Origin of the sequence: Megasphaera sp. UBA4382 (genome assembly GCF_002391155.1) — a bacterium.
In the GTDB taxonomy this organism is placed as follows: domain Bacteria; phylum Bacillota; class Negativicutes; order Veillonellales; family Megasphaeraceae; genus Megasphaera; species Megasphaera hexanoica.
In genome coordinates, this window is the sequence record NZ_DGRS01000055.1 from 15,762 (window position 1) to 30,808 (window position 15,047).

Annotated in this window: 13 protein-coding genes and 1 pseudogene; 13 read left to right on the forward strand and 1 reads right to left on the reverse strand. The window is 46.4% G+C overall.

Annotated elements, in window-relative coordinates:
* Position 1 precedes the first annotated feature (1 nt).
* The 7 genes from B4H10_RS06435 (at position 2) to B4H10_RS06465 (ending at position 7,053) form a co-directional block, all read left to right on the forward strand.
* The gene (locus B4H10_RS06435) at positions 2 to 766 is read left to right on the forward strand and encodes a TPM domain-containing protein (RefSeq protein ID WP_292018466.1); all 765 of its coding nucleotides are present in this window, start codon (positions 2 to 4) and stop codon (positions 764 to 766) included.
* Positions 767 to 790: 24 nt separating this feature from the next.
* Positions 791 to 1,261, forward strand: a complete 471-nt coding sequence (locus B4H10_RS06440; RefSeq protein WP_292018467.1) for a hypothetical protein — start codon at positions 791 to 793, stop codon at positions 1,259 to 1,261.
* Between the two features lie 33 nt (positions 1,262 to 1,294).
* Positions 1,295 to 1,441, forward strand: coding sequence for a hypothetical protein (locus B4H10_RS06445; RefSeq protein ID WP_292018468.1), 147 nt, complete (start codon positions 1,295 to 1,297; stop codon positions 1,439 to 1,441).
* 46 nt (positions 1,442 to 1,487) lie between these two features.
* Positions 1,488 to 2,516: a hypothetical protein gene (locus B4H10_RS06450; RefSeq protein WP_292018469.1), complete on the forward strand. Its 1,029-nt coding sequence runs from the start codon at positions 1,488 to 1,490 to the stop codon at positions 2,514 to 2,516.
* A 137-nt stretch (positions 2,517 to 2,653) separates the two neighbouring features.
* A complete protein-coding gene (locus B4H10_RS06455) occupies positions 2,654 to 5,047 on the forward strand; it encodes a hypothetical protein (protein WP_292018470.1) in 2,394 nt (797 codons plus the stop codon).
* Complete coding sequence (locus B4H10_RS06460; protein WP_292018471.1) at positions 5,040 to 6,458, forward strand: histidine kinase; 1,419 nt, start codon at positions 5,040 to 5,042, stop codon at positions 6,456 to 6,458. Before B4H10_RS06455 ends, B4H10_RS06460 begins: the two co-directional genes overlap by 8 nt.
* Entirely contained in the window at positions 6,436 to 7,053 is a 618-nt protein-coding gene (locus B4H10_RS06465) for a response regulator (RefSeq protein WP_059077475.1), read from the forward strand. The genes B4H10_RS06460 and B4H10_RS06465 overlap by 23 nt, the downstream gene beginning before the upstream one ends.
* Here the strand turns inward: B4H10_RS06465 and B4H10_RS06470 are convergent.
* Positions 7,050 to 8,222 (reverse strand): hypothetical protein, encoded by a 1,173-nt coding sequence (locus B4H10_RS06470; RefSeq protein ID WP_292018472.1) that lies wholly within the window; start codon positions 8,220 to 8,222, stop codon positions 7,050 to 7,052. The two genes, B4H10_RS06465 and B4H10_RS06470, sit on opposite strands and share 4 nt — an antisense overlap.
* Before the next feature lie 271 nt (positions 8,223 to 8,493).
* Here B4H10_RS06470 and wbaP (B4H10_RS06475) point away from each other — a divergent pair, with 271 nt between their 5' ends.
* The 6 genes and pseudogenes from wbaP (B4H10_RS06475) to B4H10_RS06500 form a co-directional block, all read left to right on the forward strand.
* Complete coding sequence (gene wbaP, locus B4H10_RS06475; protein ID WP_292018473.1) at positions 8,494 to 9,945, forward strand: undecaprenyl-phosphate galactose phosphotransferase WbaP; 1,452 nt, start codon at positions 8,494 to 8,496, stop codon at positions 9,943 to 9,945.
* Between the two features lie 98 nt (positions 9,946 to 10,043).
* Positions 10,044 to 10,970, forward strand: a complete 927-nt coding sequence (locus B4H10_RS06480) for a tetratricopeptide repeat protein (protein WP_075582339.1) — start codon at positions 10,044 to 10,046, stop codon at positions 10,968 to 10,970.
* Positions 10,971 to 11,229: 259 nt separating this feature from the next.
* Positions 11,230 to 11,328 carry a DUF4422 domain-containing protein gene (locus B4H10_RS06485; RefSeq protein ID WP_292018474.1) on the forward strand — a complete coding sequence of 33 codons (99 nt, stop codon included), beginning with the start codon at positions 11,230 to 11,232 and terminating at the stop codon, positions 11,326 to 11,328.
* Positions 11,329 to 11,466: 138 nt separating this feature from the next.
* Entirely contained in the window at positions 11,467 to 12,153 is a 687-nt protein-coding gene (locus B4H10_RS06490; protein WP_075582340.1) for a hypothetical protein, read from the forward strand.
* Between the two features lie 355 nt (positions 12,154 to 12,508).
* A complete protein-coding gene (gene wbaP, locus B4H10_RS06495) occupies positions 12,509 to 13,960 on the forward strand; it encodes an undecaprenyl-phosphate galactose phosphotransferase WbaP (RefSeq protein WP_075582341.1) in 1,452 nt (483 codons plus the stop codon).
* A gap of 213 nt (positions 13,961 to 14,173) precedes the next feature.
* A pseudogene (locus B4H10_RS06500) lies at positions 14,174 to 15,047 on the forward strand (phospho-sugar mutase); the annotation flags it as partial.

Sequence of the window (15,047 nt, forward strand, 5' to 3'; positions counted from 1 at the left end):
CATGAAAGGATATGTAACGAAATGTATGCTGTTCCTTGTCTGCCTGTTCTTCCTGACGATGAACGCCCTGGCTGCCAATCCGTCCAGCCTGGCTGACGGGGCTCAGCTCTTAAAGGGAAGTGAACGCATTGCCGTGTTAAATGAAATCGGCAATGTCGAAAAGAAATATGGCGTGCGCCTGGCTGTCGTCACGGTCGCCTCGACGAAGCAAGTGAAAATCGGTGACTATGCCAATCAGATTCTGGACAGCACCTATAAGGACGGAAAGAATGGCAATATGGTCCTGGTCCTAGCCATGGATACACGCGATTACTACATCGCTACAGATAAGACCATGCGCCAGCGCATCACGGATAAAGGCGGCATACCGGCACTGGAAGAACAATTCCTGCCTCTGCTGAAAGAAAAGAAATATGGCGATGCTTTCAAAGCGTATGCGTCGGAGTCTGGTGAACTGCTGGCTTATTATGAAGCCAATGGCAAGGCCTACGATCCTCATGACCAGTTCAGTGTTACGGCCCTGGCCATCGCCCTGGTCCTCGGTATCGTCGGTGGCTTCCTCATCCGGCGCTATCTCATTAGTACCATGAGCAATGTCGCCCCGGCCCTGGCGGCTTCGGCCTACCTTGATGAAGACAGTTTCGACCTCGTAGAGAAGGACGATACCTTCCTGTTCATGAACGTGTCCCGCGTAGCCAAAGCCAAAAAAGAAGAACGCCACGATAGCACCGACAGCAGTCACGGTGGCGGAGGAGGGAAGTTTTAAACAGGTATATAAGGAGAGCTCGTTATGAGATATGAGAAAAAAATACTGCTCATGCTGATGGCGGCCTGCCTGATTGGAACCAGTGCCTTAGCCTGTGAAGAAGGGTATCGCCGGGCCGTGCGCCTGGATTCTGATGAAGCGCAGCAGATTCACGTTTTTACGCAATACTGGGATACCATTTATCCCAGGGACGGGAACCCCTTAAAGAAATTTGCTGTCACCGACCTAGACGGCGACGGCCTGCTGGAAATCCTGACGCAGGACCAGAAGGGAAAAACCGTTCCCGTCGTCCATGAAGTGAACCCGCGGCGCCAGGGCCTGACCTTGAAGAGCAAGCAATGGTATTACCGGCACATCTTCCAGCATAACATCGCCTGGTTCACCATGCATCCTGAAACGGCAGCCGGCCCCTGGGTAGGCCGTACGGAAATCGTCGAATGGATGCTCCAGGACAGCTATGACATCTATATGGGCCGTAAAGAAGGATTTGGATAAGCCCTGTCATTTATAAGAAAGGACGTGTTTGCTATGAAATTCAGGACAACCTCGCTTGGAATGAAGCAGAAGAAACTGCTGGTCACGCTGCTCGCAGCCTGCTTTTTCACCACTGGTGCCGCACTGGCTGCTGACTATGGGAACCCGGCCGGACAAGGACGGATTACCATCGGGCTTTGAAGACTTCCCGATAATTCAATAGAAATAATACAAAAGGAGGCGTTCCATGACTATGATGACAAAACGCATCTGTTCTCTCGCAGCGGCCGGTATTCTTTCCGTCGCATTCCTGGCCGGATGTGGCAGTAACGCACCGGAATCACCGAAAGCAGATGCCGTGAAGATGAAACCTATCCAAACACTCAAACTGGCTGGTAAAGACGTACCGCTCTATGAATTGACGGGAATCGAGCTGCCTCACTTTGTCAAATCCCGTCTGGCCGTGACAGCTGATGCAGTCTATGCTCCGACTCAGGAAAAAGGGGAAAACGATGCTCATCTCTGGAAATTCCCGATGAAGGGCGACAAGCTCTCGGCAGGACAAGAAATCGGTCTGATGAAACTGTCCTGGCTGACGACGAATGGCAAGAACGTCTATTTTTGCCAGGGCAATCATGTCCAGGGCATCTATGACGGTTCGGCTGTCCACCAGGCGGCCTTGAGCAGCAACCGGGAACGCTCCGTCCAGTCTGTCTACGGCAGTGATACGGTCTATTTCGATCGCGAAGGGGCCAGTGCGACGGCCGGCATCACGCGGGGCACGCTCACGAAAGACGGCTTTTCGAATCCCAAACTGCTGCTGGCTACCTTTGGTTATATGGACCAGCGCAAGGCTGCTAAAGACGAAGTCGCTCCCAAGCTGATTGCAGCTGATACAGACGGCTTCTATATGCAGTGGACGGCCCGTAATGGTTCGAACAATGGCACGGGATGGACGAACCCGCTTTATGCTTTTGACCCGGATGGCAAGGAACTGCGTTCCTTTGAAGTGAATACGGGCCTGGCTGAAGGGATGCAAAAAGCTTCCGCCAGCGGACCTGTCTTTGTCACCCGTGATTATGTCGGTTTTACGGGACGGGGGCTGTTCCGCATATTTGATAAAAAGACAGGTTCCGCCGTCGGTGATATCATCTATCAGATTGATGACAAAGTGTATACGCCGGATACTATTGCCACAGATGATACGAACCATGTGTATTTTACTCTATACGATAACAAACAAAAGGTACAACATATTTACCGGATAGACTTGTAACAGCAGAGCGGGAGGGACTGGCCAGCGGCCGGTTCCTTTTGCCATATCTACATTATATTGTCGTGACAACTGTCATGTGTACATGGTATAATATTTATAACAAATGGACAGTGCGTTTGCGACGGGCAGGTGAAACGATGATTGGAAAAAAATGGCTGACCGCATGCGGAATTGTTGTATTCTGGCTCATATCAATGATGTGCCAGGCCGTTTCTATCATATATGATAACACCTGGAGAGATGCCTATGGACAGGTCCTGGAACGCACCGTCTTTTCTTTGGATGAGTGTACGGGCCATGATGACTATATCATGGAATTATTTACCGATACCGATGTAACTGCTATGGAAGCATACGATATCCAGGCCACCGTATTACAGAAAAACACCCGTTATTCCTATTATTGGTATCCTCATTATATGGCGACTGTCGTATTAGCCGTCAGTGATGACTGCCCGTATGACATTACAGGCTGGCATAGTCTGCAGACCCTGCCTGTAACGGTCTGCATCCTTTCGTCACAGCCACAATATTCTTTTTCTGTCCAGGCTATGAGTTATGGATTAGGCAGAGATGTTTCCGGCCAGCTGGCCGTGCAGGCACTGAAAAAAATCCATGAGGAGGGCCGGTTCCAGCTGGATACACTCACGGGATTTAATATCATGCAGCCCTACAGAAACCGTCCGGCTGCACAGGTCTATGTTCTCTACGATTACCAGGCGCGGCAATGGCAGCGGCGCGGGGCGCCTATCCATATCGTCGTCCCCGATGAAGGAACGCTGGCATTTCAGAAGGGACTTTTATCGAAGATACCGCTGGTAGTGGATGATGCTAGACTGGCTGATTGTCTGGCTGATGCCGCTTACCGGACGGAACCCATGGAAGGAGCCGTGCAGATATCCGACCAGGAATCCTTTTTTGTTAGTGCTGATTTAATCAGCCATCAGATGCTGTTCCATGTCTTTCATGTATATGAAAAAAACGTTCTCACCGGTACGAATAACATGTTATGGTATATGGCCGCCCTGTTTGTGACAATCCTCTGGGGCTGCCGCCTGCGCCGCCACGTCATACAGCCCCGCATGAGGAATGCCTATGCTGGTCTTACTCTTGTTCTTTGTGGATGGGTTCTCCTGCGCATGTACAAATTGATGCTGCCGGGATATGCCGTGGATCTAATCCGCTGGAGCTGGTATAGCTATTATCTTTTTTTCGGACTGCTCGTTTCCTTGATCGTATGGATCGGCTATATGGCGTCACAACCGGACTGGCACCCTGAATGCCCGCCATGGCTGCGCCTGTTGTTTTCTTACAATCTGGTATTGGCCGTACTCGTATGTACGAATGATATACATCAATGGGCATTCATCCTGCCGGACATTGCAGGCGATGCCAATTCTTATCATGGTAACGGACCGCTGTATTACCTCCTGGCCGTATCGTATGGTGCCGAGTTTCTGGTCGTTAATTTCTGGCTCTGTTATGCATCGTGGAAGCAGCATGTGCAGCGTTCGTTCCGCCTTATCCTGCCGTTCCTGTGTTGCCTGTTCTACGGAGGATATATCGTCGGCTATCTGATGAAAATCCCCTTCTGCCGTATTTCTGAACTAGTTTTGACGACCGTAGTATGGACGCTTATCTGGCTGGAAGTAGTGATGCGTATCCGGATTATCCCGACCAATGAAGGCTATATCGAATTTTTCCGTCAGTCCCGTCTTGCTATACAGCTTTGTGATGATTCGGGCCGTGTCGCATATGCATCACGGGATATAAATAATCTGCCTCTGGAAGATATGGAAATCCAGACCATGCCCATACGTGGTGGCTGGGTACGCTGGTATCGCGATGTACGACATCTGCGTCAGCAAAAGAGAAATCTCTCCCTCGTTGCGCAGGCACTGGAACGGTCGTACCACTTATTACGGAGAGAAGAAGAAATCCAGCGCCAGGTCATTCATCAGGAAGTCAGCCGATGTATCTATGCCGAACTGGAGCAAGTCATCAGCAGCAAGCGGGAGCGTATTGCAGCTTATATGAAAGCGCTGCAGTCTATGAAGCCGGGAATCGAAGCTGATGCTATCGTCAGTCATCTGAACGTCATGGTCTGCTATCTGAAAAAGCGGTGCATTCTCTTGCTCCGCGGAAAAGAAAAAGGTATCCTGGAAGTACGGGAATTATCTCTGGCAGTCAGCGAATCCCAGCATTATATGACTGTCGCAGGCCTGCGTGGCATGGCTACGGTCCGCCTTTCCGGGACCATACCGGATAAGACAGCGCTCTTTCTATATGATATGTTTGAAGAAATAGGGGAAGCATCTATTGCTCATCACGAGCCATACTGGATCTGTCATTTTTCTGAAACCGGCCGGGCATGGACGCTTTCGGTAATGTTGGAAGACCGGCCGGAAGAATCAGACTGGCTTCCCAGGGCTCTGGCGGGCAGCACACTGCCAGAGCCGCTTATCTATGACAGGCTCGAATATGGGCGCCGTTTGACTGTTTCTATTGGAAAGGAGTCGTATCATGATTAATATTTACACCCTTTCCAGTACATTCTGCATTATTTGTATGACCGTGGCTATCATCCTCTTCATTGCCAGCAGCCTGCTGTACTATTTCCTGATGCCACAGCAGGAATTCCGCAATATGGGCCGCAAATGCCTCGAGGGAAGCAATCTCATTGTTCTTCTGGCAATTGTGACTATCTTGTATGAAGTCATGACTGATAGGGCAGATGGAATCCTGTATATAGAAGCACTGAATATCTGGCGTTATGGCATCATATTAGTAATTATCATCAGCACATTGTACATGATTCATGATTTCCATGCCGGTGGACAGTATCTGCTCATTGCCTCGTTCTTTCTCCTTCCGGAATTAGACACGTGGCTTCCCTGGTCGCTGTTATTGGCATTGTCATGCATAGCCCTGCGTCTCATCCTGGTTTTTCCGGCGGCATACCGCCAATACCGGAGTCAGCTGACAGCCCGTTCCATCCAGTCAGCCGTCGATTTTCTGGAAGAGGGAGTCTTGTTCAGTCTGGAAAAAGGAGAGCCTGTCCTGGTCAATTACGTCATGTATGATGTCATGGAAAAGTTGTTGGGCACAGTCATCCGCAATGCGAATATTTTCTGGCATCTCCTGTCAAACTGGAACAATACGGAACACGTTACCATGGAGCGTCAGGGGCAGGACCTTCTGTTCCGAAAGAAAAATGGCATGGCATGGCTGCTGCAGCGGCATCATATCCAGTTCAGAAATCAGTCAGGCTGGCAGATCACGGCACTGGATGTGACGAATCTGGACCGGGTGAACCGGGAGTTGGACCAGAAAAACCAGCTTCTGGAACAGCGGAATGAAAAAATGAAATATCTTCTCAATCATCTAGTCGATATACAAACCCAACGGACGACAGAAGAAATGCGCTATAAGATCCACGATCTCATGGGGCAGCGTATTACCATCCTGCAGCAGCTCCTGAATAATAAAAATACGACCGATTATGCGGCAATCCTGCCACTGGTAGAAAATGTCCTGGCAGATATGCGCCGCGAGACGGCGGATAATCCGGCAGAACGGCTGGACGTACTCATCCGTACCTATTGCAGTCTTGGCATCGACATCACCCTGACCGGTGCTCTGCCGGCGGATGCGGAGTTCGCTGCTGATCTGGTAAGTATTATCCGGGAATCCCTGACCAATGCCCTGCTTCACGGAAAGGCAAGCCAGGTCTCGATAGAGCTTCCTCTTACGGGAAAACGGATACTGACAATCCGTGATAACGGTATTGGGTGCCTGGGACCCATACAGCCCGGCAATGGACTGCAGGGAATTGAACGAAGAGTCAGAAAAATGGGCGCTGCACTTCATCTGAAAGGAAAACCTCATTTTGTTCTGTCCGTAGAAGGAGAGGATGACTATGATTCGTGTACTCGTCATTGACGATCAAAAAATTCTGCTCGAAGGACTGGCAGCCATTTTATCTCAATGTGATGATGTAGAAATTGTTGGAACAATTCCATTCTCGGAAATGGTCGAATCCGCCTGCTCCCTGACAAAGCCGGATGTGATTTTCATGGATATCTGCATGGAGGGGAAAAACAGTGGCATTGAATTGACAAAGCGGCTAAAAGAAAAAAATCCCGGTCAGAAAATCATCATCATGACCGGGTTTCAGGATATTAGTTTTTTGGAAATGTCCCGTGATGCCGGAGCCGACAGTTTCATCTATAAAGAAAGTTCGGCCGCTGCCTTTATCGAGTGCATGAAGCGGACTGTAGCAGGCGAGCAGATATATCCCGATGTACAGGGGAATGTGACGTTCGGTGTCTGTGGTGTAACCCTGACTGAGCGGGAACTGGATATCCTCCGGCTGATCTGCCGCAATTTGTCCTATCAGGAAATTGCCGACGAACTGGGAATCAGTAAGCGGACCGTCAGCTTTCATATCAGCAATATGCTCAGTAAGACCGGTCATAAAAGCATCGTAGGCCTTGCTGTCGAAGCTGCCGATAAAGGATATGCGTCGGCCCCCTAGAAATAAGCTGTCAGACTGGTGCCGATGACATATTCATGGAAAGAAGCCATATAGGTGGTATCGTGACGGTTTTTCAGTGAAAAGCCTTCGACAGCCCAGATAAGTCCCGGTTGGAGAACGTAGTCCAGACGGATTCCCCAGCCACGGAATCCCATGCGGCGGAAAAATGTCGCATCGGCATCCATCGTGTGGTACAGGATGGTAGAAGCAGGCTGGTCATAATAGCGGATCCATGCTTCATAGGAGCCTTGTTTCCGTTCATCCAGCTCTCCGTAGATGAGGGAGGCGACAAATCCCGTTTCAGACTGGCTGTACTGGTCCGCCTCATGACGCCCCCAGGCGTGGAGCCATTCCAGCCGGGCCGACAAATCCGGCCGTATCTGATAAGATCCGCGCCACAGGAAGATGCGCTGCCGGTCATACCTCGTACCGGCCTGCCCCGGATATATTCCGTAAGCAGCTAATGATGGAAACGTCGGTGGGAGACTGCTGGCATTGCGGAAATCCAGAAAGGCCGTATCGCTCTGGAAGCGGCCGTTAAGCCTGCTGTGTAGGAGACTCCATCCTATTTTCCGATGTTCATCATCAGGGCCTGTCGTGCGGCCGGCAAAGAGCGTAATGCTGCCGGGAGAAATCCCTTTCTGACCGAGACGGAACCGCAGGCCGTCCACCTTTTTGTCAATAACATTGCCATCGAGCAGATAATAATTGAAACGGCCTGCTTCTACTTTCGTCTGCTCCGTTTCATGTTGGATATACAGTCTGCCCAGATAAAGATGATGGTCTGCGTCATGGTCTTTATCATTCCGGTTATCTTCCAACTGGGTCCGTATGGTTGTATGTTCGTTCAGATGGATGAAAGGAAAAATCCGCAGCCGGCGCGTCGCCATATATATCGTTTCATCATGCCGGCGACTCTCCTTGCCAAACTGGGCGGTATGAGCGGAAAACCGTCCTTTCCCCCAAAGCCAACGGTAATCACCGTGCACTTCGACATAGGGATAGGTATTTTTCTGCGTCCTCAGAATTTCTTCGTCTTCTAATGGCTCCGATTGTACATCATCAGGAACGATTACTGGAAAAGTGGAAGATCCGGCTGCCTGGCTGGATCCGTAGAACATGGGAATGGCTGTTAGGATAAACAGGAGCAAAACGCATTTCAAGTTCATGGGGGAGTTCCTTTCGTATGCTTTTTTACAATCATATCACAAATGAGATGCAAAAGAAATAACGGATTCAATCTGAAAGAAACTGATTATGAATGATGTAAATCCGCACAGTAGATTTGGTTGCTGTGCGGATTTTCTGTACGTACGACCATGAAATAAGACTGAACCGATTACGCTATTTCAAAGAAAAAACAAAACGTTTGATTCGTAATGACAAAAATTGCCGGGTGTGTTAAAATGAAACAAGCTACAAACTAGGAGGATTCTGGGAATGAACGGACATGGTAACGTCATGAAAACATCCATTTCTATAAAAAATAAATACAGCACTGTCGTGCTGCCTCTGTTGTGGGTCGTAATCGATTATATAGCTGTCCTGTTGGCGGAACAGCTGTCTTTTTTCCTGCGTAATGCACTCATTACCAATCCGGCCCTGCATATTTCCTGGCTCAGTTTTCACGTAATTGGGCCAGCTATTTTTATCCTTTTCATGCAGGTTCAGTCTCTGTATACACGGCGCATGCAGTTCTGGCGCATCATTTCCCGCATTTTTAAGGCCAATCTGTATGCCGTCGGTGTGATGATATTTCTCATGTATGTTCTGGAAACGGCCTCACATACATCACGGTTATTTATCGGATTCATCTGGATATTTGCCTTCTTCTTTCTCGTATTATTCCGCTTCGTCAGCCGTAAACTATTGAACCGTCTCCATATGCTGCAGCTCCCGGTGCTTATCATGGGGGCAGGAAAGACGGCTGCTATTGTGCTGAAGTATTTCAAGGACGATTCCGGCCTTGCCTATGATTTTATCGGCTTTCTGGAAGATCATAAACCAGAACCGGAAGTTGCCAGACTCATGCCACATCTGGGGACCTTTGCCGATGCCGAAGCCGTCATCGACCAGACAGGCGTCCAGCAAGTCCTGGTCATCGCGCCGGGGCTCAGCAATGATAAAGTACAAGATATCATATACCGTCTGCAGCCCAAAGTAAAAAACATCGCCTTCATTCCCGATATGGGAACCATGCCACTGGCCACCCTCGATATGGAAACACTCATCGACGGGCACATCGTAGCCTTCCAGATCCGCAATAACATGGCCCGGCGGTACAACCGTATCATCAAGCGCCTGTTCGATATAGTCTGTACCTGTATCGGCATTATCTGTCTGAGTCCCGTATTTGTGGCTATTTCCCTGTGGATATACAAAGACTCGCCGGGCCCTATCATATTCAAACACCGCCGCGTCGGCCGTCATGGAAAGGAATTCAACTGTTACAAATTCCGAAGCATGTGCGTCGATGCCGATGTCAGGCTCAAAGAACTCCTGGCAAAAGACCCGGAAGCCCGCAAAGAATGGGAGAAAGAATTCAAACTCAAAGACGACCCGCGGATTACCCGTAGCGGTGCATTCCTGCGCAAAACCAGCCTGGACGAACTGCCCCAATTATTCAACGTCCTGAAAGGAGAAATGAGCCTTGTCGGTCCACGCCCCATCATACAGGCCGAAGTTCCCAAATACGGCAAATACATTGAAGACTTCTACATGGTCCGTCCCGGTGTCACCGGCATGTGGCAGACCAGCGGCCGCAGCGACACAACCTACGACGAACGGGTCCAGATGGATACCTGGTACGTCCGCAATTGGAATGTATGGTTTGATATCGTGCTCATCTGGAGGACCATATCCGTCGTCCTGAAGCATAAGGGTGCATATTAGCTGATATATTTCAAAGACGTATATACTTATAAAAGAAGATTCCAGTGAATGGATACGTACACAGACCTTAATCAAAAAGCCTGAAAGGGGAATTTTATATGCATACCATGGATAAAGTAATGAAAGGACTACATGAATTTATTAATGAAAGGGCTCCAAACGGTCCGCAAAGTGAAGCAGAATTGAATCAGTTAATCGATGAATTTATGGTACAGCATAATGAAAGTATCGAGAATTTGTACGGTGATGCAGAGCCTATGGATGTCTATGATTATTTGGACTTTGCCGATAAGGCCTATCGAAAAAAAGACAAGAAAGAATATTTGGCAAAAGCAGCTGAACTGGAACCGGATAATGCCGATGTCAAACTGGCTCAGGCCGAATTAGAAGCCAAAGGTCCGCTGGAACTTATCGAAGTCCTGCCGGGCCTGATTGCGGAGGAAGAAAAACGGTTAAAAGATCAGCAGATTTACAACCGTAGTAAAGGCGACTTTTGGCTGGTCGTGGAAACACGCCCTTATATGCGTTTGCTGCATAGATATCTGATGAATTTAACAGAATGTGGTGTCATCAATAAGGCTATCCAGGTAGGGGAAGAAATGATGCGCCTTAACCGGAATGATAATCTGGGCATTCGTTTTGAGCTGATGCCACTGTATGCTAAAGTATGCAATGAACTGAAAGCCTTGAAGCTGTATAAGCAAAACAAAGACGAAAAGACGAATTCTTTCTATCTGTTGCCTTTAGCCTTGTTGTACTTCAAGCTCGGTGATTGGCCTAAAGCGAAATCGTACCTGGAAACTTTGAAACAGTATTATCCAATTACGAAAAAACTCATCCGTGCTATTAAAAAGGAGGACATGAACTTCATCCACGCCAACTCCAGCCTACTGGGATACTTACCAGGGACGGACGAAGAACTCATGGCTGCCTATCTGTCCAACTATTCTGTTTACATGACTGAACCATACTTCTTCGAATGGGCCGATAAAGCTCTCATCGTCCATCGGAAACCGAAGAAATAAGCCATATTCATGACTGAACATTTGCCGCTTCCGAACGGACTGAGTATCTTTGCCGTCCCCTTGATAAGCAGAGAGCCACAATTAAAAGAATATTGTGGTTTCTGTGACGGATGCTGGAGCAGGCTTGTGATGTCTTTGCCGTCCCAGTGAGGGGAAGGGGGACCGCGTTAGCGGTGGAAGGGGCTTTACTCCAATACAGAGTCCATATCATGAGTCCATTTACTAACCCCATATTCAATCATCGAAAGGACAGGACACATTGTCAATTAAAATCATCGTAGCTGCGCATAAACCGTACTGGATGCCATCGGATCCGGTGTACTTGCCAGTACAGGTCGGGGCAGAAGGGACATTCTAGGCTGATTCGTAGAGATTGCATCATGGTGGAGGGCAGCAAAATTGGGGAAAATATGGTAAAAGAAACTATCTGGCTATATTGTCGTTATTTTTTTCATACTTATATTTTAAGAGAAATACAGATTATTGGAGAGAAATTATGAAATTATTGAATATTAATGAAGAAGCTCCTGAATTTTTTTATATCTTTATGAACCCCGGCAATGATATAGTGGGAAGAGTTTTAAAACATAATTTTCAGTTAAGTAAAATGCTGACATCTACAAGCTTTCAATCATTTTTAGTCTCACCAGAAAAATATATAAAAGGAGAAATTCAATATTTGCCTTTTATTAAAAATGAAAATTCTACACAGATGCCATCACCTTTTGTATTGCATATTATTGAAAATTATGCGTTAGAATATAATTTAGAGATATATAGAATGTCACATTATCCGACCTTCCCTTCACGTTTGGGAGCGTTGTATGCATTTGCAGATTTAGATACTTGTGCGAAGGTTTCTAAAAAATATGGATGGAATATTAAGGAGATTCGAAAGTTTAAACTTTTTTCAGATAAGCAAGAAACTAGTAAACTCATGCGAATTGTTAAATGTAATATGGAAATCGTTTCATTTATGCGGTCCCTATCCTATGAGAGTAATGATATGGAATTTTTAAATAAATTATATTTTGACTACTGGCATTGTTTAGAAGAAAATGTGACTGATTTAAAAAACGATAAAATGATTCATATTGAGAACATTAGTGAATATCTCATTGACGGCATTTTGGAAAGTTGCGAGTTTAGTGATGACGATAGATTTCAACTTGGCTTAATATAGTTAATAAAGGAAATGATAAATTTGAAAAGCTATCTGGTTATATGCCAAGACTTTATCTGTTGCAAGAGTAGAACTGATTTTTAACTAACAATCCAAGTGTCAGTGTATTTTCCAAATAGCTCAAGAAGATAAAAGTGCAGATTCACCTAATCCAGATAGTAAATTATTTGCATTGGAAGATTGGAAATCGAAATGGGTAAATGTTTCTAATAACCTGATGCTTGAAATTACGCAATAATATTTTGAATACATGGATAAGCATATTTACTGGGAGCATGCCAATTGATGATACTGACAAAGGAAATGATTTGTGATAGAATAAAGCATGTTATAAATTTTGAAGGGAGTTGTAGGAATGAACGATCATGATGAGGTCATGAAAGCATCCATTTCTATCAGGAATAAATACAGTACTGTCATTCTGCCCCTGGTATGGGGTGTTGTCGATTATATAGCTGTTTTATTGGCAGAATACATTTCTTATACATTACGTAATGTATTAATAACCGATTCCGTTTTACATGTTTCCTGGCTCAGTTTTCACGTGATTGGGCCAGCTATTTTTATCCTCTTTATGCAGGTGCAATCCCTCTATACGCGGCGCATGCAGTTCTGGCGAATCATTTCCCGTATCTTTAAAGCAGATCTCTATGCTGTCGGGATGATGATATTTCTCATGTATGTACTGGAAACGGCATCTCATACATCACGGTTGTTTATCGGATTCATCTGGATTTTCGCATTTTTCTTTCTCGTATTATTCCGCTTTGTCAGCCGCAAAATACTGAACCGTTTCCATATGCTGCAGCTCCCGGTCCTCATCATGGGGGCAGGAAAGACGGCGGCTATCGTATTAAAATACTTCAAGGACGACTCGGGCCTTGCCTATGATTTCATCGGCTTTCTGGAAGACAACAAGCCGGAAAAGGCGGTATCACAGCTCATGCCTCATCTGGGAACCTTTGCCGATGCCGAAGCTGTCATTGACCAGACCGGTGTCCAGCATATCCTGGTCATTGCGCCGGGCCTGAGCAACGACAAAGTGCAGGATATTATATACCGGCTGCAGCCCAAAGTCAAAAACATCGCCTTTATTCCCGATATGGGTACCATGCCTCTGGCAACCCTCGATATGGAAACACTCATCGACGGGCACATCGTAGCGTTCCAGATCCGCAACAACATGGCCCGGCGGTACAACCGTATCCTCAAGCGGGCATTCGATATTGTCTGTACCTGCATCGGCATTATCTGTCTCAGCCCTGTTTTCTTGGCTATATCCCTCTGGATATACAAAGACTCTCCAGGACCCATCATATTCAAACACCGCCGCGTCGGACGCCATGGAAAAGAATTCAACTGCTATAAATTCCGCAGCATGTGCGTCGATGCCGATGTCAAGCTCAAAGAACTGCTGGCAAAAGACCCGGAAGCCCGCAGGGAATGGGAAAAAGAATTCAAACTCAAAGACGACCCGCGCATCACCCGGAGTGGCGCATTCCTGCGCAAGACAAGCCTGGACGAACTGCCACAGTTGTTCAACGTCCTCAAAGGAGAAATGAGCCTCGTCGGCCCGCGCCCCATTATCCAGGCCGAAGTTCCCAAATACGGCAAATACATCGAAGACTTCTACATGGTCCGTCCCGGCGTCACCGGCATGTGGCAGACCAGCGGCCGCAGTGATACCACCTATGACGAACGGGTCCAGATGGATACCTGGTACGTCCGCAACTGGAACGTCTGGTTCGACATCGTACTCATCTGGAGAACCATATCTGTTGTGCTGAAACACAAGGGGGCATATTAAACATGTGAACTGTAGATTGTAATGCTTAGTCTTTGTGTTCTATATCCATATCGTTATAAATACTAGTAAAATTTTGTTATTGTTTGATTTTAAAACATGGACAGAGTTGCTAGTTTTATCTATAATTTACTGGACGAATGATTAATGAGTAGTGTTATTTGGTTCTTTATACGATTTGATTTAAATCTGAATTCTATTGGGAGTGATTTTCTTTTGAATTATATAGATAAGTATAATAATTGGTTATCATGGGTAGATGATGATACAAAAAAAGAATTATTATCAATAAAAGACGACAAAGAAATTGAGGACAGATTTTATCGTGACTTAGAGTTCGGTACTGGCGGGTTACGTGGTGTTATGGGTGCCGGCTCTAATCGCATGAATAAATATATTATTCGCAAAGCGACAAAAGGTCTTGCAGATTATTTGCTTGCCAATAGAAGAAATGATGTTCAGCGTGGTGTTGTTATTGCTCATGATTCTCGAAACAATTCGGATTCTTTTGCATTGGAAGCGGCTAATGTCCTTACCTCTGCAGGAATTCCAGTAAATCTTTTTAAAGAGTTAGAACCTACTCCTGTATTATCATTTTCAGTAAAATATTTACATGCAGTAGCTGGCATTGTCATTACGGCTAGTCATAATCCTAAAGAATATAATGGATATAAAGTATATGACGAACATGGTACCCAAATCGTGCCATCCATTGCCAATGTTTTGATTCAGTATATAAATGCTATTACTGATATTGTATCAATCCCGGCAGAGGGAGATCCTTCTAAATTAACATATATTGGTGATGAAGTTGTAGATCAATTCGTTGATTCTGTATATACGCAATCTATCTTACAGGGTGATGTTACTCCCTTACGAATTGTATATACTCCACTTCACGGTGCCGGTAATAAACCGGTAAGAAAAATTTTAGCGAAAGCTGGTTTTTCTGACGTTCATGTCGTTAAAGAACAGGAACTGCCAGATGGAAATTTTAGTACAGTAAAATCTCCTAATCCAGAAGAACACAGTGCTCTCCAGTTGGGAATTGAATTAGCTGAATCTATTGATGCGGATATTATTATTGGTA